General features: G+C 65.8%; 26 protein-coding genes and 1 tRNA gene. 18 read left to right on the plus strand and 9 right to left on the minus strand.

Annotated features, from left to right (window positions below; all coding sequences use genetic code 11):
• Nucleotide 1: 1 nt before the first annotated feature.
• The gene (purN, locus tag E4341_RS06835) at nt 2–604 is read right to left on the minus strand and encodes a phosphoribosylglycinamide formyltransferase (RefSeq protein WP_240893634.1); all 603 of its coding nucleotides are present in this window, start codon (nt 602–604) and stop codon (nt 2–4) included.
• Between the two features lie 142 nt (nt 605–746).
• Here purN and E4341_RS06840 point away from each other — a divergent pair, with 142 nt between their 5' ends.
• On the plus strand, nt 747–2,357 hold the full coding sequence (locus tag E4341_RS06840; protein WP_165116127.1) for a S10 family peptidase: 1,611 nt from the start codon (nt 747–749) through the stop codon (nt 2,355–2,357).
• Between the two features lie 24 nt (nt 2,358–2,381).
• Here E4341_RS06840 and purM read toward each other — a convergent pair whose 3' ends face one another.
• Entirely contained in the window at nt 2,382–3,419 is a 1,038-nt protein-coding gene (purM, locus tag E4341_RS06845) for a phosphoribosylformylglycinamidine cyclo-ligase (protein WP_165116129.1), read from the minus strand.
• A 79-nt stretch (nt 3,420–3,498) separates the two neighbouring features.
• Here purM and rnd point away from each other — a divergent pair, with 79 nt between their 5' ends.
• Nucleotides 3,499–4,647, plus strand: coding sequence for a ribonuclease D (gene rnd / locus E4341_RS06850; protein ID WP_165116131.1), 1,149 nt, complete (start codon nt 3,499–3,501; stop codon nt 4,645–4,647).
• Between the two features lie 12 nt (nt 4,648–4,659).
• On the opposite strand, the gene E4341_RS06855 is transcribed toward rnd, so the two are convergent.
• The 4 genes from E4341_RS06855 to E4341_RS06870 all read right to left on the minus strand — a co-directional run bounded on the left by E4341_RS06855 (nt 4,660) and on the right by E4341_RS06870 (nt 9,514).
• On the minus strand, nt 4,660–6,147 hold the full coding sequence (locus tag E4341_RS06855) for a Ppx/GppA phosphatase family protein (RefSeq protein ID WP_165116133.1): 1,488 nt from the start codon (nt 6,145–6,147) through the stop codon (nt 4,660–4,662).
• Complete coding sequence (locus tag E4341_RS06860; protein WP_165116135.1) at nt 6,147–8,363, minus strand: RNA degradosome polyphosphate kinase; 2,217 nt, start codon at nt 8,361–8,363, stop codon at nt 6,147–6,149. Before E4341_RS06860 ends, E4341_RS06855 begins: the two co-directional genes overlap by 1 nt.
• Before the next feature lie 60 nt (nt 8,364–8,423).
• A complete protein-coding gene (locus E4341_RS06865; RefSeq protein ID WP_165116137.1) occupies nt 8,424–9,104 on the minus strand; it encodes a chromosomal replication initiator DnaA in 681 nt (226 codons plus the stop codon).
• An 86-nt stretch (nt 9,105–9,190) separates the two neighbouring features.
• Nucleotides 9,191–9,514 carry a YciI family protein gene (locus tag E4341_RS06870; RefSeq protein ID WP_240893635.1) on the minus strand — a complete coding sequence of 108 codons (324 nt, stop codon included), beginning with the start codon at nt 9,512–9,514 and terminating at the stop codon, nt 9,191–9,193.
• 129 nt (nt 9,515–9,643) lie between these two features.
• Between E4341_RS06870 and aspS the strand changes: the two genes are divergently transcribed.
• The 9 genes from aspS to E4341_RS06910 all read left to right on the plus strand — a co-directional run bounded on the left by aspS (nt 9,644) and on the right by E4341_RS06910 (nt 16,340).
• Complete coding sequence (aspS, locus tag E4341_RS06875; protein ID WP_165116139.1) at nt 9,644–11,476, plus strand: aspartate--tRNA ligase; 1,833 nt, start codon at nt 9,644–9,646, stop codon at nt 11,474–11,476.
• A 145-nt stretch (nt 11,477–11,621) separates the two neighbouring features.
• Nucleotides 11,622–11,756: a hypothetical protein gene (locus tag E4341_RS15660; RefSeq protein ID WP_255360388.1), complete on the plus strand. Its 135-nt coding sequence runs from the start codon at nt 11,622–11,624 to the stop codon at nt 11,754–11,756.
• Between the two features lie 95 nt (nt 11,757–11,851).
• On the plus strand, nt 11,852–13,186 hold the full coding sequence (locus E4341_RS06880; protein ID WP_153923662.1) for a hemolysin family protein: 1,335 nt from the start codon (nt 11,852–11,854) through the stop codon (nt 13,184–13,186).
• A gap of 96 nt (nt 13,187–13,282) precedes the next feature.
• Nucleotides 13,283–13,358, plus strand: a tRNA-Trp gene (locus tag E4341_RS06885).
• A gap of 70 nt (nt 13,359–13,428) precedes the next feature.
• The gene (gene secE, locus E4341_RS06890) at nt 13,429–13,743 is read left to right on the plus strand and encodes a preprotein translocase subunit SecE (protein ID WP_017506693.1); all 315 of its coding nucleotides are present in this window, start codon (nt 13,429–13,431) and stop codon (nt 13,741–13,743) included.
• 13 nt (nt 13,744–13,756) lie between these two features.
• Nucleotides 13,757–14,332 (plus strand): transcription termination/antitermination protein NusG, encoded by a 576-nt coding sequence (nusG, locus tag E4341_RS06895; RefSeq protein WP_017506694.1) that lies wholly within the window; start codon nt 13,757–13,759, stop codon nt 14,330–14,332.
• Between the two features lie 230 nt (nt 14,333–14,562).
• Nucleotides 14,563–14,994, plus strand: coding sequence for a 50S ribosomal protein L11 (gene rplK, locus E4341_RS06900; RefSeq protein ID WP_055754816.1), 432 nt, complete (start codon nt 14,563–14,565; stop codon nt 14,992–14,994).
• 3 nt (nt 14,995–14,997) lie between these two features.
• Nucleotides 14,998–15,687, plus strand: coding sequence for a 50S ribosomal protein L1 (gene rplA, locus E4341_RS06905; RefSeq protein ID WP_017506695.1), 690 nt, complete (start codon nt 14,998–15,000; stop codon nt 15,685–15,687).
• Nucleotides 15,688–15,794: 107 nt separating this feature from the next.
• Nucleotides 15,795–16,340 carry a DUF2059 domain-containing protein gene (locus E4341_RS06910; RefSeq protein ID WP_165116141.1) on the plus strand — a complete coding sequence of 182 codons (546 nt, stop codon included), beginning with the start codon at nt 15,795–15,797 and terminating at the stop codon, nt 16,338–16,340.
• On the opposite strand, the gene E4341_RS06915 is transcribed toward E4341_RS06910, so the two are convergent.
• A complete protein-coding gene (locus E4341_RS06915; protein WP_091747624.1) occupies nt 16,334–16,942 on the minus strand; it encodes an NAD(P)-dependent oxidoreductase in 609 nt (202 codons plus the stop codon). The genes E4341_RS06910 and E4341_RS06915 overlap by 7 nt on opposite strands.
• A gap of 113 nt (nt 16,943–17,055) precedes the next feature.
• Here E4341_RS06915 and E4341_RS06920 point away from each other — a divergent pair, with 113 nt between their 5' ends.
• The 6 genes from E4341_RS06920 to rplL all read left to right on the plus strand — a co-directional run bounded on the left by E4341_RS06920 (nt 17,056) and on the right by rplL (nt 21,083).
• Nucleotides 17,056–17,412, plus strand: a complete 357-nt coding sequence (locus E4341_RS06920; RefSeq protein WP_240893636.1) for a helix-turn-helix domain-containing protein — start codon at nt 17,056–17,058, stop codon at nt 17,410–17,412.
• Nucleotides 17,413–17,502: 90 nt separating this feature from the next.
• Nucleotides 17,503–18,564: an AI-2E family transporter gene (locus E4341_RS06925; protein ID WP_205751374.1), complete on the plus strand. Its 1,062-nt coding sequence runs from the start codon at nt 17,503–17,505 to the stop codon at nt 18,562–18,564.
• Between the two features lie 153 nt (nt 18,565–18,717).
• Complete coding sequence (locus E4341_RS06930; protein ID WP_055754820.1) at nt 18,718–19,170, plus strand: NUDIX hydrolase; 453 nt, start codon at nt 18,718–18,720, stop codon at nt 19,168–19,170.
• A gap of 68 nt (nt 19,171–19,238) precedes the next feature.
• Complete coding sequence (locus tag E4341_RS06935) at nt 19,239–19,811, plus strand: DUF2059 domain-containing protein (protein WP_165116147.1); 573 nt, start codon at nt 19,239–19,241, stop codon at nt 19,809–19,811.
• A gap of 310 nt (nt 19,812–20,121) precedes the next feature.
• Nucleotides 20,122–20,637: a 50S ribosomal protein L10 gene (gene rplJ, locus E4341_RS06940; protein ID WP_165116149.1), complete on the plus strand. Its 516-nt coding sequence runs from the start codon at nt 20,122–20,124 to the stop codon at nt 20,635–20,637.
• Between the two features lie 62 nt (nt 20,638–20,699).
• Nucleotides 20,700–21,083: a 50S ribosomal protein L7/L12 gene (gene rplL, locus E4341_RS06945; protein WP_055754823.1), complete on the plus strand. Its 384-nt coding sequence runs from the start codon at nt 20,700–20,702 to the stop codon at nt 21,081–21,083.
• Nucleotides 21,084–21,229: 146 nt separating this feature from the next.
• Here rplL and E4341_RS06950 read toward each other — a convergent pair whose 3' ends face one another.
• Nucleotides 21,230–22,147, minus strand: a complete 918-nt coding sequence (locus E4341_RS06950; RefSeq protein WP_165116151.1) for a PHB depolymerase family esterase — start codon at nt 22,145–22,147, stop codon at nt 21,230–21,232.
• Nucleotides 22,148–22,266: 119 nt separating this feature from the next.
• Here E4341_RS06950 and E4341_RS06955 point away from each other — a divergent pair, with 119 nt between their 5' ends.
• Nucleotides 22,267–22,944 (plus strand): type 1 glutamine amidotransferase domain-containing protein, encoded by a 678-nt coding sequence (locus E4341_RS06955; RefSeq protein ID WP_165116153.1) that lies wholly within the window; start codon nt 22,267–22,269, stop codon nt 22,942–22,944.
• 40 nt (nt 22,945–22,984) lie between these two features.
• Here E4341_RS06955 and E4341_RS06960 read toward each other — a convergent pair whose 3' ends face one another.
• A complete protein-coding gene (locus tag E4341_RS06960; protein WP_165116155.1) occupies nt 22,985–24,961 on the minus strand; it encodes a M61 family metallopeptidase in 1,977 nt (658 codons plus the stop codon).
• Between the last annotated feature and the right edge of the window lie 8 nt (nt 24,962–24,969).

Below are 24,969 nucleotides of genomic sequence, written 5' to 3' on the forward strand. Positions count from 1 at the left end.
GCTAAGGGCGGGGCAGGACTCGGCAGAAGCCGGCCAGCACCTGCGGGTAAAGCTGATGCTCCGCCGTCTTGACCCGTTCGGCCAGGGCCTCGGCCGTGTCGCCCTCGACGATCGGCACGCGCGCCTGGCCCAGGATCGGGCCTTCATCGACGCCTTCGGTCACCAGATGGATCGTGCAGCCGGCCTCGGCGTCGCCGGCGGCGATAGCGCGGGCGTGGGTGTCCAAGCCGGGATAAAGGGGCAGCAGGCTGGGGTGGATGTTCAGCATCCGCTCGCGCCAGCCGCCGACCAGCCAGGGCGTCAGAACACGCATATAGCCGGCCAGCGCTACGACCTCGACACCGACGTCGCGCAGGACCGCGTCCACCGCCCGCTCATGCGCCTCACGGTCCTTGCCGAACGGTTTGTGCGCCACGGTCGCTGTCGCCACGCCCTTGACCGCCGCAATCGCCAGACCGCCCGCGCCCTCGACGTTCGACAGCACCAGCACGACCTCATAGCCGCTGTCCGGCGCCTGACCGGCGTCGATCAGAGCCGCCATGTTGGAGCCGGCCCCCGAGATCAGGACGGCGACGCGGACGGGCGGGGCGGCTTGGGGTGACATGGCGCCTCGCATGACGGGGCGGGCGACCATTGGCAAGTTTCAAACGCGATCCGCCCTTGTTGTCGGCTGGATTCGGGCGTTAGCGTGTAACGCCGACCGCATGGCGAGGGGTCGTGGGTCGGCGCGTACAGGGGACTATCGCATGAAGAGATTGATCTGCCTCGCGGCCATCGCCGCGATGCTGGGCGCGCCCGTGGCGGCGCTGGCCCAGGAAAGCGGGACCAACAACAGCAGCAACAATGGCGGGGGCGCCGCGATGCGATCCGCAACCGACCGGTTCCGCAACGCCAACGCCGAGGCGATCGAAAAGGACTGGGCGCGCGCACCGGTCGAGGAGACCGAAGTCACGACGGCCCATTCGGTCAACGCCCACGGCAAGACCCTGCGCTATCACGCCACGGCCGGCACGCTGACGATCCGCGACGATGCGGGGATGCCGACCGCCAGCCTGTTCTACACCGCCTATACGCTGGACGGTCAGCCGGTCGGGACGCGGCCGGTGACCTATCTCTACAACGGCGGACCAGGCTCGCCGACCGTATGGCTGCATATGGGCTCGTTTGGGCCGATGCGGGTCCAGACCGATGAGCCGACCGTGGTGCGGCCGGCGCCCTTCGCCTTCGGCCCGAACGACCAGACCCTGCTGGATCAGACGGACCTGGTTTTCATCGACATGGTAGGCGCGGGCTTCTCGCGTCCGTTGGGCGAGACGCCGGGCTCGACCTTCTGGGGCGTGGACGGAGACGCCGACGCCTTCGCCCGCGCCATCATGCGCTACACAACCAAGTTCAGCCGTTGGTCCAGCCCGAAATACATTATCGGCGAATCCTACGGCACGCTGCGCACCGGTGCGGTGGCGTTCCAGCTTGAAGATCGCGGGATGTCGCTGAACGGCGTGGTGCTGCTGTCGTCGATCATGAACTATGGCGTGCGTCAGCCAGGCTATCCGCAGAACTTCGTCACCCTGTTGCCGACCTATGCGGCGACGGCTTGGTATCATCGCAAGCTGGCGAACCCGGCCGCGACGGTCGAAGAACAGGTCCAGAGCGCGCGTGACTTCGCGTTGGGGCCTTACGCCTCGGCCCTGGCCAAGGGGCACATGATCTCTGACGCCGAGCGCGCGGACATCGTGCGCCAGATGAGCGACCTGACCGGCCTGTCGACCACGTTCATCGACAACGCCAATATGCGCGTCGACCTCGGCGCCTTCCGCAAGGAGTTGCTGCGCGACCGGCGCCAGACGATCGGGCGGCTGGACACCCGCTACATGGGTCTGGATGAAGATGCGGCGGGCGGCGAGCCGGAGGATGATCCGTCCAGCTCGGCCGTGACGGGGGCCTATTTCGGCATCTTCCGCGATTATGTGGCGAACGAACTGAACTACAAGACCGACGTCGAATACCGGATGTCGGCGCGGGGCCTGCCGGGCTTCAACTGGAACTGGAGCCACCGTCCGCCGGTGGGAGGGCCGCAAACCACGCCGAATACGGCCATCGATCTGGCCACGGCGATGCGACGAAATCCGTATCTGAAGGTGATGTCGCTGAACGGCTATTATGACGCCGCCACGCCCTTCTTCTCGACCGAGTTCGATCTGGCGCAAATGATGCTGGAGCCCAGCCTGCGGCCGAACCTGGAGTTCACCTACTATGAGGGCGGGCACATGATGTACCTCAGCCACGACGCTCTGGTGAAGCTGCACGCCGACCTGTCGCGCTTCTACGCCGAGACGGCGAACGGCGGGGTCCGGTAAGCCCCCGCAGGACCTGGGGGCGGCTTAGGCCGCTTCCAGTTGTCCGCAGACGAAGGCGACTTCGCCTGCGTTTAGCAGGGCCGCCAGCACCGGCTCAGCGTTCTCGGGCGATACGATCAGGATGAAGCCGACGCCGCAGTTGAAAGTGCGGCGCATCTCGTGGTCGCTGATGCCGCCGGTCTCCGCCAGCCACTGGAAGACGGCCGGCATGGGCCAGGCGTTCCAGTCGAAGCGGGCCTGCAGACCCTCGGCGATGCAGCGGGGCGGGTTTTCGATCAGGCCGCCGCCGGTGATATGGGCCGCGCCCTTGATCAGGCCCGCCTTCATCATCGGCAGGACCGGCTTCACATAGATGCGGGTCGGCTCCATCAGGGCCTGGGCCAGCGAACGGTCCTTGGCGAAGGGGGCGTCGTCGCCCCAGCCCAGGCCGGACTTCTCGACCACCTTGCGCACCAGCGAATAGCCGTTGGAGTGCGGGCCGGTGGAAGCCAGGCCGATGATGATGTCGCCGGCCGCCTGGCGATCCAGATACGGCAGGGCGTGGCCGCGCTCGACGGCGCCTAGGCTGAAGCCGGCCAGATCATAATCGCCGTCGGTGTACATGCCGGGCATTTCGGCGGTCTCGCCGCCGACCAGGGCGCAGCCGGCCTGGCGGCAGCCCTCGGCGATGCCGGCGACCACGCGACGGGCGGCGTCGATCTCCAGGCGGCCGGTGGCGTAGTAATCCAGGAATAGCAGAGGCTCGGCGCCTTGCGCCAGAAGGTCGTTGACGCACATGGCGACCAGATCGACGCCGACGCCGTCATGACGGCCTGTCTCGATCGCGATCTTCAGCTTGGTGCCCACGCCGTCGGTCGTGGTGACGATCAGCGGATCCTCGAAGCCAGCGGCCTTGAGGTCGAACAGGGCGCCGAAACCGCCCAGCGAGGGCTCCGATCCGGGGCGCGCCGTCGATTTCGCCAGCGGCTTGATGTGTTCGACCAGCAGTTCGCCGGCGTCGATGTCCACGCCCGCATCGGCGTAGGTCAGGCCGTTTTCGAGAGGCTTTTGGGTGTCGCTCATGGGATCTCGGGCCTGAATCGGGGCGGAAATGCAGCGCGGCTCTTGCCACAGGTAGGATGCGGGGGGCTATAGCATCGGAATGACGCCGATCACCACCACAGAGGCGCTGGCCGAATTCTGCGCCCGCGTAGCCAACGCCCCCTTCATCACGGTCGATACCGAGTTCATGCGGGAAACGACCTACTGGCCGAAGCTCTGCCTGATCCAGGCGGCCTCGGCCGATCACGCCGCCATCATCGATCCGATGGCGGAGGGACTGGATCTGGAGCCGTTCCTGGAGCTGTTGCGCGACGAGAAGATCGTGAAGGTCTTCCACGCCTGCCGACAGGATGTGGAAATCTTCGTGCGCCTGGGGGCCATGCCCAAGCCGATGTTCGACACCCAGGTCGCGGCCATGGCGGCGGGCTTCGGCGAGCAAGTGGCCTATGATTCGCTGGTGCGGCAGATGCTGCGGATCGAGGTGGACAAGGGCAGCCGCTTTACCGACTGGGCGCGCCGGCCGTTGTCGGAGAACCAACTGGTCTATGCGCTGGGCGACGTGACCCACCTTGCGGCGCTTTACCCCAAGCTGCGCGACCGGCTGCAGAAGGAAGGCCGACTGGAGTGGGTCATGTCGGAGATGGAGAGCCTGACCGATCCGGCCCTCTACGACACCAATCCCGAAAACGCCTGGAAGCGGCTGAAGCCCAAGAAGTTCTCGGCCAAATATCTGGCGGCGTTCAAGGCCGTCGCCGTCTGGCGCGAGCGGGCGGCGCAGGAGCGCGACCAGCCGCGCGGCCGCATCCTGAAGGACGAGGGCATCGACGAGATCGCCCAACAGACCCCGACGGATGTCGAGGCCTTCAATCGCCTGCGCTCTGTGCCCAAGGGCTTTGGCGGTTCACGACTGGGTCTGGAACTGGCGGAGGAGCTGAAGCGGGTTCTGGCCGATCCCGAGTCGCATGCGCCCGAGATGGAGCGCCCCGCCCACCGCCAGCCGGCCCCGCCGTCGGTGGTGGAACTGTTGAAGGTGCTGCTGAAGGCCAAGAGCGACAACGCCGGCGTGGCCTCCAAGCTGATCGCCACCGTGTCGGACCTGGAAAAGATCGCCATCAGCGACGACGCCGACATCGACGCCATGAAGGGCTGGCGCCGCCAGATCTTCGGCGAGGATGCGCTGAAGTTGAAGCGCGGCGAGATCGCCCTGGTGCTGAACGGCGCGCGGGTGGAAGTCGTCGAGATCGAGTAGGGGCCGCTTAGCCTAAATCTTCAGCCCCAGGTCCATCGCCTCGGCGAGGGCCTTGGCGCGCTTCTTGGTCTGTTCGCCCAAGAGGACGTCGGCGTAGCCTTCGGTCGCGGTCAGGCGCAGGTCGCCGCCTTTGACCTTGGCGGTGGCGTTGGCCATCAGCTGGGGCGAGCGACCGGACAGATCGCAGGCGAGACGGATAGCCAGGCCGATGGCGCGGGCGCGTTTGGCGGCGGCGGCGTCGAGCAGGCGGTCGATGACCTCGGGCTGCGGCGTGGCGGGGGCGCCGCCGTAGCGGGCGTTCATCGCGCTGGCCAAAAAGGCGCGCTCCGTGTGGCTGATGCCGGCGACGGGCGCGCGCAGCACCTGGTCGAAGACAAGCTCCAGCCGGTGATCCGGGTGCAGCCGCGCGCCCAGGTCCGCCAGACGGCAGGCGGCGCTGACCAGCACGGCGTCGCGTTTCTCGCCGAACACCTCGGGCAGGGCGGCGACGATTTCGGAAATCCAGCCGTTGAGCGCGCCGGGCAGGGCGGGGGCCACGCCCTGGCGACCGCCAAGAGCGGTGCAACCGGCCAGAAGCGGATCGGCCGTGCGCGTCGCCTCGTCCAGCGTCTCGAACAGCAGGCCCTCCCGCACGCCCCAGGCCGACATCTCGATCTGTTTGAGACCCAGATGTTTGATCAACGCCTCAAGCACCAGCCCGGCGTAGGGCAGGGTCTCGGCGCGCTTCTTCGACACGCCGGGCAGTTTGGCCAGGCTGGCCGCCGACTGTTGCGCGACCAGACGCGCGGTCTCCAGCGCCTCATCGGCCGACATCTGATACTGATGTACGACCTTCAGCGGATAGGATTTCAGGCCCATCTGCACCTGAGCCAGGGTCCGCCAGGCGCCGCCCACGGCGTAGAGGCGCTCGCTCTTGAACTGGCCTGCGATCGGTTTCAGGGCCTGATCGATACGGGCCTTGATGCGCTCGGCGTCGAAGGCCTTGCCGTCAGCCAGAGCAAACGGACCCAGCGGCAGGGTCAGGCCGTTCTCGACGCCGTCTCCGTTCAGCCGGGTCAGCTCAAGACTGGCGCCGCCCATGTCGGCCGAGACGCCGTGGGCCAGGGGGGCGCCAGCCAAAACGCCCATGGCCGCGTATTTGGCCTCTTCCTCACCCGACAGGACGCGGATCTGGAGGCCGGTCTCGGCGGCGACCCGCTCACAGAACTCCGGCCCGTCCAAGGCTTCGCGCACGGCGGCGGTGGCGGCGATCAGGGTCGCGTCCGGCCGCACGCCTTCCAGCACGGCGGCGAAGCGGCGCAGCGCCGTCATCGCCATGACCACACCCTCGGGCGACAGCTTGCGGGTCGTCGGCAAGTCGCGGCCCAGGCCGGCCAGAACCTTCTCATTATAGACGGTCCAGATCGCGCGGCCTTCCAGCCGGTACAGGACCAGGCGAACCGAGTTTGAACCGATGTCGATCGCTGCGATGTCGCGGTCGGTAAGCGTGATGTCGGGCATCAGCGGCCCGGACGCTCGTAGCGCAGGACGGCGGGCAGGCTCTTGGCTTTGCGGCCGCGCCCGGACAGGCTGGGATTTGTCATGAAGTATTTGTGGGCCGAGAAGGGCCGCTCAGGATCGGCGGGGGTGACGCGTGTATAGCGCCCTTCGGCGTCCAGCACCCAGCTTTGTGCATCGTCCTTCAGATTGGCGACCATGATCTGGTCCAGCACCTGATCGTGGACGGTGGCGTTGCGGATCGGCGTCATCAGCTCGACCCGGCGATCCAGGTTTCGCGTCATCCAGTCGGCCGAAGAGATAAAGACCTTGGCCTTGTCATGCGGCAGGTCCTTGCCATTGGCGAAACAGACGATGCGGCTGTGTTCCAGGAAGCGGCCGACGATCGACTTGACCCGGATATTCTCCGACAGCCCCGGCACGCCAGGACGCAGGCAGCAGATGCCGCGCACGACTAGATCGATACGCACGCCCCACTGGCTGGCCCGGTACAGGGCGTCGATGATCTCGACATCGACCAGAGCGTTCAGCTTGACCCAGATGGCGGCGGGCTTGCCCATGGCGGCGGCCGACATCTCCTTGCCGATCAGTTCGATCAGCGTGGCCTTCATGTTCAGCGGCGAGACGACCAGGGCCTCGAGGTGGTCCGGCGTCGCATAGCCCGTGATGTAATTGAACACCCGCGTCGCATCGCGCCCCAGGACGGGGTCGCAGGAGAACAGCGACAGGTCGGTGTAAACCTTGGCCGTCACGGGGTGATAGTTGCCGGTGCCGAAGTGGCAGTAGGTGCGCAGGCCTTCGCCCTCGCGCCGGACCACGACGCTAACCTTGGCGTGGGTCTTGTATTCGACGAAGCCGAAGACGACGTGGACGCCGGCCCGCTCCATCGCCCGCGCCCAGCGCAGGTTGGCCTCTTCGTCGAAGCGGGCCTTCAGTTCGACCAGGGCGGTGACGTTCTTGCCGTTTTCGGCCGCCTCGATCAGGGCGGCGACGATGGGGCTGTCTTTGGAGGTGCGATACAGCGTTTGTTTGATGGCGATGACGTTGGGATCGCGCGCGGCCTGACGCAGGAACTGAACCACCACGTCGAAGCTCTCGAACGGGTGGTGGATCAGCAGATCCTTTTCGCGAATGGCCGCGAAGACGTCGCCGCCATTGTCGCGGACGCGTTCGGGATAGCGCGGCTCATAGCCCTTGAACTTCAGATCCGGGTGGCCGCCGGGGATCAGGTCCGACAGTTGGGCCAGGCCCAGCATGCCGTCGACCAGAACCACGTCTTGGGGCGCGGCCTCCAGCTCGCCGACGATGAAGTCGCGCAGATCGACAGGCATGGACGCCTCGATCTTGACCCGCACCACCGAGCCCAGACGACGCTGCTTCAGCGCCTCCTCGAACTCCAAGACCAGGTCCTCGGCCTCTTCCTCGATCTCGATGTCCGAGTCGCGGATCAGGCGCAGCACGCCCTTTTCCTGAACCTCGCAGCCTGGGAACAGGTGGTCGATGAACAGCAGCAGCACGTTTTCCAGCGTGATGAACCGCTTGTGCCCCGGCGTGGAGCGGCCGTCGGTCGGCAGTTCCCAGAACCGGCGAACCTGGGTCGGCACCGGCACCAGGGCGTAGAAGGTCTTGGTCTCACCCTTGCGCTTTAGTTTCAGCGCCAGGGAGAAGCCGAGGTTGGGCAGGAAGGGGAAGGGGTGCGCCGGGTCGATGGCGAGCGGCGTCAGGACGGCGAAGAGCTGGTTCAGGAACTCGGGTTCCAGACGCTCCTTCTCGGTCTTGGTGATCTTCTGACGGTCGACGATCTCGATGCCGGCGACCGTCAGCTCCTTCTTCAGCTGACGCCAGCGCAGCTGCTGTTCGGCCATCAGCTCGCCGGCGGCGATGTTGATCCGCTCCAGCTGTTCGGCGGGGGTCAGGCCGTCGGCGGACAGGACGCGCAGGCGTTCGCGCAACTGGCCCTTCAGACCGGCGACGCGGGTCATGAAGAACTCGTCCAGGTTATTGGCCGAGATGGACAGGAACCGCAGCCGCTCCAGAAGCGGGTGGTTGGGGTTGGCTGCCTCTTCCAGAACCCGTTCGTTGAACGCCAGCCACGAGGTTTCCCGATTGAAGAACCGGCGGGGCGAGGCCATCAGCTCTTCGCTCAGCGCCAGTTGAGGGGCGCGAGAGGCGGGAACCTCTTCGCCTCGGGTGTCGTCATGGATCGCGGCGTCGGTCATGATCCGGTTCTCGCGCGCGTGTGTGACGGCCGCAAGCGGGCGCCGAGAAAATGTCGCGGGTCAGTCGGCGGCGGCGTCCATGACGTCCAGCACCTGACGCGCCAGAACGCGCGTGACCGGGCGGTGGAGGGCGTCCAGACGTTCGACCACGGCGGCGGCGGTTTCGGCCGAACGGTCCAGGCGGCGGACCAGATAGTCGATCACGTCGTCGGACGGGGTGATGCTGCGTTCGGCGAAACGGGCGCGCAGGATGGCCGAGAGGACGGCGTCGTCGGGCGCGGCGATGGCGACGGCGCGCAAGGCGTCCAGCCGCGAACGCAGGTCGGGCAGATCGACCGACCACTGGCGCGGGGCCGAACGCGACACCAGCAGCAGGGCGCCGCCGCCGGAGTTGGCCAGATTAATCAGATGAAACAGGCTTTCGTCGTCGGCGTCCGCCGCACGGTCAAGCAGGACCGGCCGGCCTTCCAGCTCCAGCGGATCGATGAGCGCGGCCTCGGCGCCGTTCAGCGGCACGGCGCCGACCCGCTCGGCCCAGTCGGCGGCGAGGCGGCTCTTGCCCGACCCTGGCGGGCCGTGAAGCGCCAGCACCGCGCCCACGCCGTCGGGCCAGCGGGCCAGAACGCGCACCGCCTCGGCATTGCTATCGGACGTCACGAAGGCCTCGCCCGCAACCGGCCGCTCCAGCGGCAGACGCAGCTGTTCGGTCGTCGTCGGGGGCAGGGCGCTCAGCGCGGACATGCGCCTGTCATAGCAGAGGCCGGCGTTAACCGCGTCAGGTCCGCGCTGTTGGTTGCGGGGAGCGAACCGCGCCCCTGTGGATGAAATCAGGCGAATTCGGCAAGGGCGGGGTTCAGCTTGCCGGCCTTGAACTCGGTCACCGTGTAATCGGCCAGGCCGTGAACCTGGAACGGATCGGCCTTCAGCAGGGCCTCCAGCTCCTCCTTTGTGCTCCCGCTGCGCACCACCAGAATGCCGCCCGTGCGCGGCACCATCGGGCCGGCGGCAATGATCAGGCCGCTGGCGACATGCTGATCCAGCCACGCGCGATGCTCGACCGTCCGCGCCTCGATGGCTTCTATGGGCTGGGAGTAGGTGATGGTGACGATGAACATGGCGGCCTCGGGCGGGATGGAAGCGTCAGATATCATGCGCGGCGGCAGGCTTTGCAACGGCTGAAACCTTGACTTTCCGGGGCGATGATGCGCCCTACGCCGCTTCGATTTCGGGCGCCGACGGCGTCGGATTCCACCGCCCAGAGACTCCAGACGGTTCGTTTCATGCACGCCTATCGCTCTCACACCTGCGGCGCCCTGCGCGCCTCCGACGCCGGTTCCGCTGTTCGCCTGTCGGGTTGGGTCCACCGCAAGCGCGATCACGGCGGCCTGTTGTTCATCGACCTGCGCGACCACTACGGCCTGACGCAGCTGGTGCTGCACCCCGAGACGCCAGGCTTCGCCGCGGTCGAGCGCCTGCGCGCCGAGAGCGTGATCAAGGTCGATGGCGAGGTGGTCGCCCGCGACGCCTCGGTGGTGAACCCCAATCTGCCCACGGGCGAGGTCGAGGTGCGCGTCCAGGGCGTCGAGGTGCTGTCCGAAGCCGCCGAACTGCCGATGCCGGTCTTCGGCGATCAGGAATATCCCGAGGATATCCGCCTGGCCAACCGCTTCCTGGATCTGCGCCGCGAGCGACTGCACAAGAACATCGTGCTGCGCTCCAAGGTGATTTCCTCGATCCGCCGTCGCATGGTCGATCAGGGCTTCCTGGAGTATCAGACGCCGATCCTGACGGCCTCGTCGCCGGAAGGCGCGCGCGACTTCCTGGTGCCGTCGCGACTGCATCCGGGCAAGTTCTATGCGCTGCCCCAGGCGCCGCAGCAGTTCAAACAGCTGCTCATGGTCTCGGGCTTTGATCGCTATTTCCAGATCGCGCCGTGCTTCCGCGACGAAGACCTGCGCGCCGATCGCTCGCTGGAGTTCTATCAGCTCGACGTCGAGATGAGCTTCGTGACGCAGGAAGACGTCTTCGCCGCCATCGAACCCCTGATGCACGGAGTGTTCGAGGAATTCGGCGAGGGCAGGCCGGTCTCGGCCATCGACGGCGTCCACACCTTCACCAACGACTTCGGTGAGACGTTCGAACACAAGGGTTTCGAGCGCCTGACCTACGCCCAGTCGATGGCCTGGTATGGCTCGGACAAGCCGGACCTGCGCAATCCGATCAAGATGCAGGTGGTGTCGGATCATTTCCGCGATGGCGGCTTCGGCCTGTTCGCCAAGATCCTGGGCGCGGACGACAAGAACGCGGTTTGGGCCATTCCGGCCCCCACGGGCGGTTCGCGCGCCTTCTGCGACCGCATGAACAGCTGGGCGCAGGGTGAAGGCCAGCCGGGCCTGGGCTATATCTTCTGGTCCGAGGATCAGGGCGCCTGGGGCGGGCCGATCGCCAAGAACCTGGGTCAGGAACCGACCGAGGCCCTGATGTCGTCGCTGGGTCTGGGGCAGGGCGACGCCGCCTTCTTCGTCGCCGGTCTGCCTGCGACCTTCGCCAAGTTCGCCGGCCTGGCCCGCACCCGCGTGGGCACCGAGCTGAAGCTGGTAGACGAAGACCAGTTCAAATTCTGCTGGATCGTCGACTTCCCCATGTTCGAATGGTCGGAAGAAGAGAAGAAGGTCGATTTCAGCCACAACCCCTTCTCCATGCCGCAGGGCGGGCTGGAGGCTCTGGAGACCCAGGATCCGCTGACCGTCCGCGCCTATCAGTACGACATCGTCTGCAACGGCTATGAGCTGTGCTCGGGCGCGATCCGGAACCACAAGGCCGAGATCATGCTGAAGGCCTTCGAAATCGCCGGCTACGACGCCTCGGTGGTCGAGGAGCAGTTCGGCGGCATGCTGAACGCCTTCCGCTATGGCGCTCCGCCGCACGGCGGTCTGGCCCCCGGCATCGACCGCATCGTCATGCTGCTGGCGGGCGAGACGGCCATCCGCGAGGTCATCGCCTTCCCGCTGAACCAGCAGGGCGAGGATTTGCTGATGAACGCCCCGACCGAGGCCGAGGAGCGCCAGCTGAAGGACGTCCACATCCGCACGGCGCTGCCGATCAAGGTGTGATCGGCGAGGTCTGATCAAGGACGACAGAGGGGGGGACGCTTCGCGGCGTCCCCTTTTTTGCGCTCGCGCCCAGCGCGAGCACGATTGCCTGCAACCGCAAACCGGGATTTACGTTCGGATCGGACGTTAATCTTTCGGTAACCAAATGCGACGCGCCATTCGTCTGGGTATCTTCATCGGCACCGTGCTGGGCATGAGCGCCTGTGCGACCCAGTACGACGCAAATGGTCGGCCGGTTTCGGGCGCTTACGGCTCGGTCGAAGCCGGGCGGACGGGCTGAGCGCAAAGGAAAACGTGGCGCTGGTCGCGATCCTGCCCTAATGTAGCGCTGCGGACGCCGTCTGTCGCGCCGCGTCGGTCCCCAAAACCCCCTAGATGTTACTCATCGCTATTGCTGTCGTTCTGCTCCTGGTGGTGCTCAACGGCTTGTTCGCCATGACTGAATTGGCGGTCGTCTCCTCGCGGAAATCCAAACTACAGGCGAGGGCGGAACGGGGCGACCGGGGGGCCAGGGCGGCGCTGAAGCTGTCGGAAGAACCGACTCAGTTCCTGTCCGCGGTTCAGGTGGGCATCACTCTGATCGGCATTCTGGCGGGCGCCTATGGTCAGGCGACCATCGCGGGCGAACTGGATCGCATTCTGGAAGTCGCTTTCCCGGCGCTGGCTCAATATACCGAATTTTTCGCCACGGCCCTGGTGGTCGTGTGCATCACCTATGTCTCGCTGATCATCGGCGAACTGGTGCCCAAGCGCCTTGCGCTGATCTTCCCCGAAACGGTAGCGTCCAAGATGGCCGGGCCGATCTCCAAGCTGGCGATCGTGCTGAAGCCCTTCGTCCTGCTGCTGACCGCCTCCACCTCGGGCATACTGAAGCTGTTGGGCGTCAAGGATCGCGATGGCTCCGACGTGACCCAGGAAGAGGTTGCGACCATCCTGGCCGAAGGCACCTCGGCCGGCCTGATCGAGCCCGAAGAGCAGGTGATGATCGAGGAAATCCTGCGCCTGGGCGACCGTCCGGTGCGGGTGGCCATGACGCCGCGTCACGACGTGTTCTGGATCGCCCTGGACGACCCCGAAGAGATGCTGCGCGAAGAGATTCGCACCTGCCCCTATTCGCGGATCGTGGTGGCGCGCGAGAGCGACGTCGATAATCCGCTGGGCGTGGTTCACAAGAAGGATCTGCTGGACAGCCTGCTGACCAACGGCAAGTTCGACATCGAGCCGCTGGTCGCCGAACCGGCCTTCATTCCTCAGTCGACCTCGGTGTTGAAGGCGCTGGAGATCCTGAAAGGCTCGCGCGTCCACATGGCCTTTATCGTCGACGAGTACGGCGCCTTCGAAGGCGTGGTGACAGCGACCGACATCCTGGAAATGATCGCCGGCGATTTCAACGAGGGCCATGACGAAGAGCAGGCCTGGATCCATCAGCGCGCCGACGGCAGCTGGCTTGTCGATGGTCAGACGGACCTGGACGAACTGGCTGACAAGCTCGGCGAGGACTTTGGCGAGCATGAAGGTTTCCACACCGTCGCCGGCCTGATTCTGCACCAGATCTCGCGCGTTCCGGACGAGGGCGAAGTGCTGCAGGTTGGCCGATTCGAGGTCGAGGTCGTGGATATGGACGACCGTCGCATCGACAAGCTGATCTTCAAGGAACTGGTGAAGGCACAGGACGAGCGGGACGCCATCGCTGCGCATCTGGAAGACTGATCGCAACTGTCACATCGCCCTTGAAATGGCGGGCGGTGTCGGGCATACGCCCCCCTCTGGCGAACGCACGGACCTTTCGGGTTTGCGCGGTTGTCTAGGAGTTTAGCTCAGCTGGTAGAGCACCGGTCTCCAAAACCGGGGGTCGTGGGTTCGAGTCCCCCAACTCCTGCCAATCCCCCCTGTCGCTTCCGGATGGGACTTCCCATCTGGGGCCACAGGAACAATTGTGTGAAGAGCAACTGATGGCCAAGGCCAAAACTCCCGGCAAGCGGCCTCAAGGCAGCGCGAAGCCCCAGATGGGCGCCAAGCCTCAGGCGGCCGGCGCCGCCGCCATCACGGTCGATTCGCCCGAGCCCAAGAAGCCCCGCACCAGCCCCGGCCAGTTTCTGAGCCAGGTGCGCGCCGAAGGCCGCAAGATCGTCTGGCCCAGCCGCAAGGAGACCTGGATCACCTCGGTGATGGTCTTCATCATGGTCATCATCGCCTCGATCTTCTTCTGGATCGTGGACACTGGCCTGGGCTACGCCTTCCGCTACATCATCGCTCTCGGATCCTGAGAAAGACGCGCCCATGACCGATGCAGCGCCCGCAAAGCCCGCCAATCCGCGCCACAAGTGGTACATCGTCAACGCCTACTCGAACTTCGAGAAGAAGGTCGCCGAGCAGCTGCGTGATCAGGCCAAGCAACAGGGCCTGGAAGACGCCTTCTCCGAAATCTTGGTTCCGACCGAAGACGTCGTCGAGATCCGTCGCGGTCGCAAGGTGAACTCGGAACGCAAGTTCTTCCCCGGCTATGTGCTGGTGAAAATGGAAATGACCGACCAGGCCTATCACCTGGTCAAGAACACGCCGAAGGTCACGGGCTTCCTGGGCGCCGCGGGCGGCACCAAGCCCCTGCCGGTCTCCGAGCGTGAAGTTCAGAACATCATCGGTGCCGTGGAAGAGGGCGTCGAACGTCCGAAGCCCACCATCCGCTTCGACATCGGCGAGAAGGTCAAGGTCATCGACGGCCCGTTCGCCAGCTTCGACGGTTCGGTCGAGAGCGTGGACGAAGAACATGCCCGCCTGCGCGTCGCCGTGTCCATCTTCGGCCGCGCCACGCCAGTCGAATTGGAATACGCCCAGGTGGAGAAGGTCGCGGGCTGAGGCTCACGCCCCTGTCGAGATATCAAGCCGCGTCCGAAAGGGCGCGGCTTTTTCGTTTCTGGGGCGAGGGCAGGGCGGTGCGTTGCCTTTCCATCCCCCCTCTGTTAAACGCGCGCCTTCGCTCGGCGGGCCTTCGGTTCGTGGAGCGTCAAATCCGTGGGAGGCAGCCATGCCGCACCACGGCTCACCGGCTCGCCGTTCATTCGCCGGGTCATTCATAGGAGAGACCAATGGCCAAGAAGATTCTCGGCTATATCAAGCTGCAAGTGCCGGCCGGTTCGGCCACGCCTTCGCCCCCGATCGGCCCGGCTCTGGGTCAGCGCGGCGTGAACATCATGGGCTTCTGCAAGGAGTTCAACGCGCGCACCGAGAAGGAAGCCAAGGGCACCCCGCTTCCGACCGTGATCACCGTCTATCAGGACAAGTCGTTCACCTTCATCACCAAGACGCCGCCGGCGACCTGGTACCTGAAGCAGGCCACGGGCCTGAAGTCGGGTTCGAAGCTGGTCGGCCGTGAAGTCGCCGGCAAGATCACGCAAGCGCAACTGCGCGAGATCGCCGAAAAGAAGATGAAGGATCTGAACGCCAACGACATCGACGCGGCGGCCAAGATCATCGAAGGCTCCGCCCGCGCGATGGGCCTCGAAGTGGTGGAGGGCTAAACCATGGCCAAGCAAACCAAGGCCTTCAAGGCCCGCACCGGCGTGACCCAAGACCTGCTGCCGTTCTCCGACGCCATCAAGCTGGCCAAGGAAAACGCCAAGGCCAAGTTCGACGAGTCGCTGGAAATCTCGGTCAACCTGGGCGTCGACCCGCGTCACGCCGATCAACAGGTCCGTGGCGTCGTCAACCTGCCGTCGGGCACCGGCCGTGACGTTCGCGTCGCCGTCTTCGCCAAGGACGCCAAGGCCGCCGAAGCCACCGCAGCCGGCGCCGAACACGTCGGCGCCGAAGATCTGTACGAAAAGATCGCCGGCGGCTTCATGGAGTTCGACCGCGTGATCGCGTCGCCGGACATGATGGCCCTGGTCGGCCGTCTGGGTAAGGTGCTGGGCCCGCGCGGCCTGATGCCGAACCCCAAGGTCGGCACCGTGACCCCGAACGTGGCCCAAGCCGTCAAGGACGCCAAGGGCGGCGCCGTCGAGTTCCGCGTCGAGAAGGCGGGCATCGTCCACGCCGGCATCGGCAAGGTCTCGTTCACCCAGGACGCCCTGGAAGCCAACGTGAAGGCCATCGTGGACGCCCTGGTGCGTTCCAAGCCGTCGGGCGCCAAGGGCACCTATGTGAAGCGCATCAGCCTATCCTCGACGATGGGCCCGGGCTTCAAGGTCGATCCGGCCTCGCTGGGCGCCTAAGTCGAAAGACAAGCCACACTGAAGAACGGCGGGGAGCGATCCCCGCCGTTTTTTCTTGCCCGGAGATCGCGCCTGCCGTCAGGATGCGCGCCTATCTGGGGGATCATATGAAACAACTCTTCGCCGGGCTGGTGCTGGCCCTTGCGTTGCTGACTGCGCCCGCGGCCACGGCCGGGACAAACGATGTGTCGGCCGAGAAGCTGGCCTTGGCCAACAATTTCATCGCCCTGATCCAGGGCGAACAGATGGGCGCTTCGCTGGGTCAGATGACGGCGATGATGATGCCGCGATCGGACACGATGTCGGCTGAGCAGGCGGCCGAGGCTCGCGAGATCATGGCGGAGGCGACCGCCAGCATGCTGCCCCGCATGTTCGAGGCCATTGCGCCAATCTATGCCGACATCTTCACGCTGGAGGAGCTTCGGGCTCTGGTCGATTTCTATCAGAGCGATGTCGGCCGATCGATGATGAGCAAGAGCTATGCGGCGGCGCCTCGGATCGGTGCGGCGATCCAGGCCATCATGCCTGAGCTTATGGCGGACATGGGCGATCAGCTCTGCAATCGTCTACAGTGCACGCCTGAAGAGAAGCGCGAGGTGAAGGCCGCCATGGCCAATGCGGCGCAGGGCCAGGCGGCCACTAGGCCTCAATAGGCGGCGGTGAAGCGGGCGCGGCTGTGCTTGGGGTTTTCCAGCTCGTCGACCATGGCGATGGCGTAGTCGGAGAAGCCGATCTTGCTGTCGCCGTTGGCGTCCACGACCAGTTGGTCGGTCCCGGTGCGATAGCGGCCCAGGCGCGGCGTTTCCTCGATCAGGGCGGCGGGGGAGAAGAAGGTCCAGTCGATGTCCGTTTCCTGACGCAGGTCGTCTAAGAAGGTCAGCCCGCCCTTGGCGATGGGCTTCCATTCGGCTGGAAACTGCGGTGTGTCGAACAAGAGGACGCCGGGCGCGACCTCCAGGCTGGCGGCGCCGCCGGTGACGAGCAGGCGCGGGACGCCGGCGGTCTTCAGCGCGCCGAGGATCGTCGCGGCGGGAACATCGAAGTGCAGGGCGCTGATGACCGCGTCCGAACCCTTGATCAGGTCGGCGAGCGCGGCGGCGTCCGAGGCGTCGCCGGCGACAGGCGTGACGCCGGTGGCGCTCGGGATCGCCTCAGGCTTGCGGGCGATGGCGGTGACCGTGTGACCGCGCGCGGCCAGTTCCTTGGTGATTTCCGAGCCGGCGCGACCGCTGGCGCCGAGGACTGCGACTTTCATGGAAGGCTCCTTTGGGTATCCAATGGATACCAGGTGCGATATGGGATGCGCCTATGCAAGACGGCACCTCTCAGACACCTGGTTACCTTCAAGAAACCTGGCTGCGAGGCGATGTGTTCGCAGCGAACTGTCCGACGCGGCAACTGCTGGACCGCATCGCCGACAAATGGAGCACCCTGATCCTGATCGTGCTGGGAGAGGGGCCGATCCGGTTCAACGCCCTGAAGCTGCGGGTCGATGGGGTGTCGCAGAAGATGTTGAGCCAGACGTTGAAGTCGCTGGAGCGCGACGGCCTGGTGTCACGCTCCGTCGTGGCCACCGTGCCGGTGTCGGTGACCTATGCAGTCACGCCGCTGGGCCGGACCCTGATGGCGGCGATGCAGTCGATGATCGACTGGGCCGAGACCCGGATGCCGGAAGTCGCGGCCGCGCAAATGGCCTACGATCAGCGATCCTCCGACGCCCACTGACTTTTTTATCGCCTGCGGCGAACGGCCACGCTCGACCCGCGTTCCTGTCGCGACCTTGAAGGGGGCGATATGTTCGGACTGGGAAAACTGATGGGCGACAAGCCTGGTGTGGTCGGCCACGACCCGTGGAAGGGGCGGCTCGCGTTCGGCGCCATCGTGCTGGTGTCGACCTATTTCGCGGTCCAGCTGATCGTGACCTTGCAGACGCTGTGGCTGCTGATCTTCGGGGCCATCGTGGTGTCGGTGATCCTGCGCGCCCTGGCCGATCCCATCGTGCGCTGGCTGAAGGCGCCGGACCCGCTGGCCGTCTTCCTGTCGCTGCTGATCGTGGTTGCGGTCCTGGCAGGGATATTGACCCTGTTCGGAACCCAGATCACCGAACAGGTCGTGGCCCTGTCCGCCGTGGTGCCGCAAGGGTGGGAGCAGGTTCAGTCGTGGATCCAGGCCCAACCCTATGCCGCGCAGCTGCTGGAGCAGTTGCAGGGGCTGGGCGGCCGTGCCGGTCAGGCGTTGCAGGTCGCTCAGAAGTTCGCCCTGGGCTTCGCATCGGGTGTCACCACACTGGTTCTCGTCGTGGTCGCGGGCGTCTTCCTGGCGATCGAGCCCGCCAAGTCGCGCGAGGGGCTGCTGTCCATGCTGCCCATGGATCGCCGCCCGCGAATGCGCGAAGTGCTGAACAGCTGTGGGAAGGCGCTGAAAGGCTGGCTGAAGGCGCAGCTGTTCTCGATGGTTCTGGTCGGCACGCTGACAGGGGTCGGCTTGGCCATCATCGGCGTGCCGTCGGCGCTGGGGCTGGGTCTGCTGACGGGACTGGCGCAGTTCGTGCCGATCGTGGGGCCCATCGTCTCCACCGTGCCGGCCTTGCTGGTCGGCGCCACGCAAGGGTGGCAGACGGCCCTGATGACGCTGGCGCTGTATGTCGTTGTGTCCCAGCTGGAGAGCAACTTCATCACGCCGATGGTGCAGAAGAACGTGGCCAATCTGCCCGTCGTTCTGGGCATCTTCGCCGTCGTGGGCATCGGCACCCTGTTCGGGCCGCTGGGCGTGCTGTTCGCCACGCCGCTGGCCCTGGTGCTGCACACCCTGATCACCATGCTGTACCGTCAGGACGTGCTGGGCGATCCAAAGGCCAAGGCGCCCGGCGAGAAATAAATGGAACCGTCCGTGGTCTGACAACTTGACGCAGCCGTCGCGATCCCGTTTCGAGGGCGGCCGCGACCGGCAGACCTGGAACCAGACGTGAAGATTGGGCGAGCGCCAGCACGAATCGTCAGGACCGCTCAAGCGATGGGCGAGGGCTGAGGCGTGCCGCAGGCCCGGTCGAAACGCACCACCCGCTCCGAGACCCGGCAGGTCGCGGCCCTGCCGTGGCGGCTGGAGGACGGCGAGCGTCGCATCCTGATGATCACCTCGCGCGAAACGCGACGCTGGGTGATCCCCAAGGGCGGGCGGATGGTCGGCAAGAGCGATCCCGAGGCCGCCGCCCAGGAGGCGATGGAGGAGGCGGGGGTGAAGGGCGACGTCGACACTCAGTCCATCGGCGTCTTCCGATACGCCAAGGGTCTGAAAGACGGCGGCGTGCGCCAGTGCGTGGTGTCGGTCTATCCGCTGGAAGTGCTGATCCAGATGGGCGCCTGGCCCGAAGCGCATCAGCGCGAGCGCCGCTGGATGAGCCTGAGCGAGGCGGCGGATCTGGTTCATGAGCCCGACCTGGCCGCGCTGATCCGCGACTTCGACGCCACGCCGCTCGAAGATTGAGCAACCGTCGGTCGAATTCGACTGGCCTGCGGACCTGAGCCTTCCGATAAGTGGGCGGGGAGGCCATCATGATCATCACACGCAAACAGGCGCTAGCTGCGTCGCTGGGTCTGGCGCTGGGTCTGAGCGCGACAGGCGCGCACGCGCAGACGGCGGCTCAATCGGAAACAGTCGTCGTCACGCGCGTCGAGCCAGCGCCGCAGGATGCCGGCCTGGCGCGCCGCAGCGCCCTGGCGCGCGAACTGATCGACCTGTCCGTCGGCCCGAACTTCATGAAGGAGTTCGAGCGCTTCATGGTCACGCAGATGGGTGAACTGGATAAAAAGGGCGGCGAAGAAGCGATTTGGGTGCGCACCAACATGCCGTCCATGGCGAGCAGAATGATCGAGCGGTTCATGGATGACTTGGCCCCGGTCTACGGCTCCGTCTTCACCGAAGAAGAACTCGTCGCGCAAATCGCATTTTATCGCACGGCTGTCGGGCGTTCTGTCGCAGCCAAGACGATATCCTTGAGCATGGCCTCACAGGAGGTCGAGACCGCAGCGATGACGAACCTTCTGGAGGAGTTCGAGAGCAAATATTGCGCCCGCTTCGACTGCGGCGAGGCCGGGCAGACCGGGGCCAAGCCCAGCCGGCGTTAAGCCGGGTTGATTTCCAACGGCGGCGCCTGTAAGAGCGCCGCTTCCCGTCGGAGGTTCATCTTCTGACGGTCCTGTCCGAGAACTTCGGGGCGTGGGGGTCACCCAGGCCGTAACTGTCAGAGAGCCCTCTGACGCCGTGGGGAGATGGGGACGCGACCTTGCGCTGTCAGCCCGCATTCCGGGACGGACGCCGTCAGACGCATCCTTCGGACAATACGACCGGCCCGACGTTTCGCAGCGATGCGACGCGCTTTGGCCAATCCGTCGTCGGGAATAAGCCCGGCGGCGAATACCAAGACTGGAGACCGCAATGGATCGCGCTCAAAAAGCCGAGTCTATCGAATCGCTCAAGGGCGTTTTCGCCGACGCCGGCAGCGTGGTCGTGACCCACAACCTGGGTCTGACCGTTGCGGAAATGGAAGATCTGCGTGGCCGTCTTCGTAAAGAAGGCGGCGCGTTCAAGGTGGTCAAGAACCGCCTGGCGCTGAAGGCGCTCGAAGCCGAGGAAGGCAGCGAATACCACAACCTGTTCAAGGGTCCCGTGGGCATCGCCTATTCCGAGAACCCCGGTACGGCCGCCAAGGTCGCCACCGAGTTCGCTAAGGCCAACGATCGCTTCAAGATCGTCGGCGGCTTCATGGGCTCGACCATCGTCGACCAAAAGGGCGTGGACGCACTGTCCAAGCTCCCGACGCTCGACGAGGTTCGCGGTCAACTCATCGGCCTGCTCAACGCGCCTGCGACCCGTATCGCCGGCGTGCTGCAAGCACCCGCCGGTCAGCTGGCTCGCGTGTTCAACGCCTACGCCACCAAGGAAGCCGCGTAAGCGGCCCAGCCTTTCATCTCTGCATCACTCTCTAAAACCAATCCTCCGAAGGAAAACTGACAATGGCTGACCTCGCCAAGATCGTCGAAGACCTGTCCGCTCTGACCGTCCTCGAAGCTGCTGAACTCTCCAAGCTGCTGGAAGAAAAGTGGGGCGTCAGCGCCGCTGCTCCGGTCGCTATGGCTGCTCCGGCCGCCGGCGGCGGCGCTCCGGCTGAAGCTGCCGAAGAGCAAACCGAATTCACCGTCGTCCTGGTCGACGGCGGCGACAAGAAGATCAACGTGATCAAGGAAGTCCGCGGCGTCCGTTCGGACCTGGGTCTGAAGGAAGCCAAGGACCTGGTCGAAGGCGCTCCGCAGAACGTCGTCGAGAACGTCTCCAAGCAAGCCGCCGACGAAGTCGCCAAGAAGCTGACGGAAGCCGGCGCCAAGGTCCAGATCAAGTAAGATCTGACTTTCGGCATTTGCTGAAGATTGGAAGGCCCGGCGGGAAACCGCCGGGTCTTTTTTGTTGGCCTATCGCGCGGAGCGCTGCTTGAGGCCGATGGGGTAGGCCGCCGGCGAATAAGCAGCGGCGTCTAGGAGCTCTGGGCTCAGCGCTGCGGTCGGCTGCGCATAGCGAAGAAGGCCCACAGGGCGTCGTTGTCGGCGACCCAGCTATGGCCGCCACCTGAGGTGATGAGGCCCACGACGTCGGCGCCGTCGCGGCAGGCGGCGTAGCCCTCTTCATAGACCTTGTTGGCGATCCAGCGGGTGTCGCGCACCTGGGTGCAGCCGTTCAGTTGGGCCCAGCGCTGTTCGGCGGCATGCATGGTGTAGCTCCAATAGCCTGCGCCGCCGCCCTGGATCGGATTGGTCGTGTCGGCGTCGCCGGCGAAGGCGATGACCGGCATTGGGCGCGAAGGGCGGCAGGTGGCGGGATCCGGCTCCTCCGGGCGGTCCTTTCTGGGATTGCCGGCGCGCAAGCCGACGACCGGGGCGATGGCGGCGAAACGGTCGGCGGCGACGCAACCCAGCCACGACGCCATCCGCCCGCCGCCCGATAGGCCCGTCGCATAGATGCGGCTGTCATCGACGCAGCCCTGGTCGGCCAGATAATCGATGGCCCCCGTCAGATAGGCGACGTCGTCCGCATCGCCGGGGCCGGGGACCGCGCCGGTGACGGTCGGCACGCCGGGGATGTTCCAGACGAAACCTTGATCGATCGGAATGCCGGCGTCGGGCGCGGCGACGATGAAGCCGTGCCGATCCGCCGCCTCCGCCAGGCCGGAAGACGCCAGCATCTTCTCTCCCGTGCCGCCGCTGCCGTGCAGCAGGAAGACCAGAGGCGCCGGCTTTGCGGGGTCGAAACCAGCAGGCAGGTGGATCAGCATCGTGCGTCCGCTGCGGCCTATGGCGACGGTCTGGGTCGCGCCCGCCTGTCCGACGTTGCAGGGGCCGGCCGCCTGGGCCGACGAGCTGAAGATCATCAGGCCCATCAGGGCGGCGAACAGACTGAACCAAGGCTTCATGCGACGTCGTCTCCGCTGATCGAGGCCGGCAGGGTGGGGTGTTTTCGGCATCGCGGCCAGTCTTGAGCGGCACCGTGCGGCTTCCCATCTGTGGACACCCCAAGACGGAGCCATCCCCTATGAAAATTCTGCTGGTGCTGACGTCGCACGACCAACTCGGCGACACGGGCAAGAAGACCGGCTTCTGGCTGGAAGAGCTGGCGGCGCCCTATTACGCGCTGAAGGATGCGGGCGCGGAGATCGTGCTGGCCTCGCCCAAGGGCGGTCAGCCGCCGCTGGACCCCAAGAGCGACGACCCCGACGCCCAGACCGACGACACGCGCCGGTTCAAGGCCGACGCCGAAGCCCAGGCCGCCCTGGCCTCGACCGTCGTCCTGTCGTCGGTGAAGGCCGAGGATTTCGACGCCGTCTTCTATCCCGGCGGCCACGGACCGCTGTGGGACCTGGCGAACGACGCCGACTCCATCGCCCTGATCGAGGCCTTCGCCAAGGCGGACAAGCCGACCGGCTTCGTTTGTCATGCGCCCGGCGTGCTGAAGTCGGTGAACGGACCGGACGGCAAGCCGCTGGTCAACGGCCGCAAGGTGACCGGCTTCACCAACTCCGAGGAGGAGGCCGTGGGCCTGACCGACGTGGTGCCGTTCCTGGTCGAGAACGTGCTGACCGCCAACGGCGGCGACTACTCCAAGGGGCCGGACTGGGGCTCCTATGTGCTGACCGACGGCAAGCTGGTGACCGGGCAGAACCCCGGCTCGTCGCACGCGGCGGCCGAGGCGTTGCTGAAGCTGTTGAAGTAAGGGGCGTGTCTCCTCCCCGCGAGGCGGGGAGGAGACGCCTTCAGCGCCGGCGAGGCGCGAGGATGTCGGACAGGCGATCCGGCGCGCCCTCGATCCGTTCCAGCCGGGGGTAGCGCAGACCGTCGTGATAGGCGAAGGCCACCGTGCGGAAGCGATCGCCGGATTTCAGCAACAGTTCGATCGGGGCGTCGGTCCCTTTCGCCGCCGTGACGGTGTTGCGCAACACCTCGGCCGAGCCGGCCTTGCCGTTGACGGCGACCAGGCTCCAGCCGGCGCCGAGGCCTTGCTCGAAGGCGGGCCCGCCCCAGCGGATGTTGGTCAGCTTGTCGCCCGACAGGGTGAAGCCCAGCGAATATTGGAAGTCGTTGGCCCAGCCGCTCTGGACCGACTTCTCCGCCGCCGAGGGCGTGTCGGTGTAGGTCAGTCGCCAGCCGCCACGCTCGATCCCGGCCAGCGGCGCGCGGGCGTCGGGACCGACGGCGTCCAGACGGGTGCGCAGGAAGGCGGCCCAGTCGTGGGGATAGACCGCATTCAGGGCCGCGACGACATCTTCGAAGGTGTAGCCTTGCGGCGCCCATTCGCCGTCGTCGTGACCGAAGAAGCCCTTGGCGAAATCATCCAGCGATCTGCGGCCATTGCTGCCCTCGCGGATCAGGGTGTCGGCGTCCAGCCAGACCAGCAGGCTTTCGCGGTAGTAGTCGCCTGTGCCGCGCATCCATGAGGTGAATTGGCCCGGCACGCGATAGCCCAGCAGATTGTGGTTGTTGGTGTCCTGTAAGGCGCGCCACTGGCGACCCGGCTGGTTGTCATAGAAGGCGGCGACGCTGGCCAGGGTCGCCAAGGCCACGTCCTTGGAATGCAGGCCCGAACGGGCGGCCAGCACATCGCCCCAGTATTCGGTCTGACCTTCATAGACCCACAGCAGGGTATTCTGGGTCGGGACGTTGTGATTGGCGGTCAGCTCATCCGCCGGACGCATGAACTTGCCGTTCCAGGAGTGGGTGTATTCGTGGGGCAGCAGACCCCGATCGCCGGCGCTCTTGGTCCAGTTGGTGAAGAAGTCGGGCGCGCCGGTGTTCTCGGACGAGCGATGATGCTCCAGCCCGATGCCGCCCATCTGATCGGTCAGGGCGAACAGGAATTCGTAGTTGTCGAAGTGACGGGCGCCGAACAGGCGGTCGGCCTGCTGAACCATGTTCTCGAACAGTTTCAGCTGGTCGTCGGTGGCGGCCAGACCCTTGGCCTCGTCGGCCAGGATGTTCAAGTGGACGCGCTCACCGCTGGGGTCGATGTCGACGCGGCGGTAGTGCGCGCCGGCGAAGATGGGGCTGTCGATCAGGGTGTAGAGGTCGGTCGGGGCGAAGGCCGCCACGTCGCCGACCTGAGACGCCGTGGTCAAGGCCGTGCCGTATTTCCAGCCGGCAGGCAGGACCACCGAGGGAGCAACCTGGATCTGGCGGCTGAAATAGCCGGCCGGATAGAGGATGGCCTTCTCCCACTGCAGATTGACCATGGCCGGGGTCATCAGCACGCGCCAGTTGGAGGCGTCCGGTTGGGTCAGTTGCTGGAACTGCACCTCGATGCTGGTCACGCCCGCCGGAATGTCGAGGTGGAAGACGTAAGGGTCCAGCGTGTCGCGCAGCCACTCGATCCGCTGGCCGTTGGCGGTGACGGTCAGACCGGACAGCAGTTGGATCGGGCCGGTGGCGGCGTGGTTGCCGGGCAGGAACTTCGGATAGAGCAGGGTCAGCGGGCCCGGGCTGGCGACCGGGATTGTCTGGCTTACGTTGATGATGCGACGGTCCAGGTCGGTGATGTCGGCGCGGTACTGGATCACGCCCGGATAGGGCTTGTCCTGGGGGGCGAGAATGGTCGGCTGGGCGCGGGGCAGGGCCAGCGGCGCCTGGCTCGCATCGGTGACGATAGGGGTCGACTGGAAACTCTGGGCCAGAACTGGCGAAGCGGCGGCCGTCATCAAGATGGCGAGGCAGGCGGCGGTCAGGCGGGTACGCGGCATTCGGTCAT

The sequence above is a fragment of the Brevundimonas sp. 'scallop' genome, from assembly GCF_011045535.1.
Lineage (GTDB): Bacteria > Pseudomonadota > Alphaproteobacteria > Caulobacterales > Caulobacteraceae > Brevundimonas > Brevundimonas vesicularis.

Bases quoted from the DNA above. Each gene is read 5' to 3' on its own strand.
- purN (WP_240893634.1), bottom strand. From the start codon at position 604: ATGTCACCCCAAGCCGCCCCGCCCGTCCGCGTCGCCGTCCTGATCTCG.
- E4341_RS06840 (WP_165116127.1), top strand. From the start codon at position 747: ATGAAGAGATTGATCTGCCTCGCGGCCATCGCCGCGATGCTGGGCGCG.
- purM (WP_165116129.1), bottom strand. From the start codon at position 3,419: ATGAGCGACACCCAAAAGCCTCTCGAAAACGGCCTGACCTACGCCGAT.
- rnd (WP_165116131.1), top strand. From the start codon at position 3,499: ATGACGCCGATCACCACCACAGAGGCGCTGGCCGAATTCTGCGCCCGC.
- E4341_RS06855 (WP_165116133.1), bottom strand. From the start codon at position 6,147: ATGCCCGACATCACGCTTACCGACCGCGACATCGCAGCGATCGACATC.
- E4341_RS06860 (WP_165116135.1), bottom strand. From the start codon at position 8,363: ATGACCGACGCCGCGATCCATGACGACACCCGAGGCGAAGAGGTTCCC.
- E4341_RS06865 (WP_165116137.1), bottom strand. From the start codon at position 9,104: ATGTCCGCGCTGAGCGCCCTGCCCCCGACGACGACCGAACAGCTGCGT.
- E4341_RS06870 (WP_240893635.1), bottom strand. From the start codon at position 9,514: ATGATATCTGACGCTTCCATCCCGCCCGAGGCCGCCATGTTCATCGTC.
- aspS (WP_165116139.1), top strand. From the start codon at position 9,644: ATGCACGCCTATCGCTCTCACACCTGCGGCGCCCTGCGCGCCTCCGAC.
- E4341_RS15660 (WP_255360388.1), top strand. From the start codon at position 11,622: ATGCGACGCGCCATTCGTCTGGGTATCTTCATCGGCACCGTGCTGGGC.
- E4341_RS06880 (WP_153923662.1), top strand. From the start codon at position 11,852: ATGTTACTCATCGCTATTGCTGTCGTTCTGCTCCTGGTGGTGCTCAAC.
- secE (WP_017506693.1), top strand. From the start codon at position 13,429: ATGGCCAAGGCCAAAACTCCCGGCAAGCGGCCTCAAGGCAGCGCGAAG.
- nusG (WP_017506694.1), top strand. From the start codon at position 13,757: ATGACCGATGCAGCGCCCGCAAAGCCCGCCAATCCGCGCCACAAGTGG.
- rplK (WP_055754816.1), top strand. From the start codon at position 14,563: ATGGCCAAGAAGATTCTCGGCTATATCAAGCTGCAAGTGCCGGCCGGT.
- rplA (WP_017506695.1), top strand. From the start codon at position 14,998: ATGGCCAAGCAAACCAAGGCCTTCAAGGCCCGCACCGGCGTGACCCAA.
- E4341_RS06910 (WP_165116141.1), top strand. From the start codon at position 15,795: ATGAAACAACTCTTCGCCGGGCTGGTGCTGGCCCTTGCGTTGCTGACT.
- E4341_RS06915 (WP_091747624.1), bottom strand. From the start codon at position 16,942: ATGAAAGTCGCAGTCCTCGGCGCCAGCGGTCGCGCCGGCTCGGAAATC.
- E4341_RS06925 (WP_205751374.1), top strand. From the start codon at position 17,503: ATGGGCGACAAGCCTGGTGTGGTCGGCCACGACCCGTGGAAGGGGCGG.
- E4341_RS06935 (WP_165116147.1), top strand. From the start codon at position 19,239: ATGATCATCACACGCAAACAGGCGCTAGCTGCGTCGCTGGGTCTGGCG.
- rplJ (WP_165116149.1), top strand. From the start codon at position 20,122: ATGGATCGCGCTCAAAAAGCCGAGTCTATCGAATCGCTCAAGGGCGTT.
- rplL (WP_055754823.1), top strand. From the start codon at position 20,700: ATGGCTGACCTCGCCAAGATCGTCGAAGACCTGTCCGCTCTGACCGTC.
- E4341_RS06950 (WP_165116151.1), bottom strand. From the start codon at position 22,147: ATGAAGCCTTGGTTCAGTCTGTTCGCCGCCCTGATGGGCCTGATGATC.
- E4341_RS06955 (WP_165116153.1), top strand. From the start codon at position 22,267: ATGAAAATTCTGCTGGTGCTGACGTCGCACGACCAACTCGGCGACACG.
- E4341_RS06960 (WP_165116155.1), bottom strand. From the start codon at position 24,961: ATGCCGCGTACCCGCCTGACCGCCGCCTGCCTCGCCATCTTGATGACG.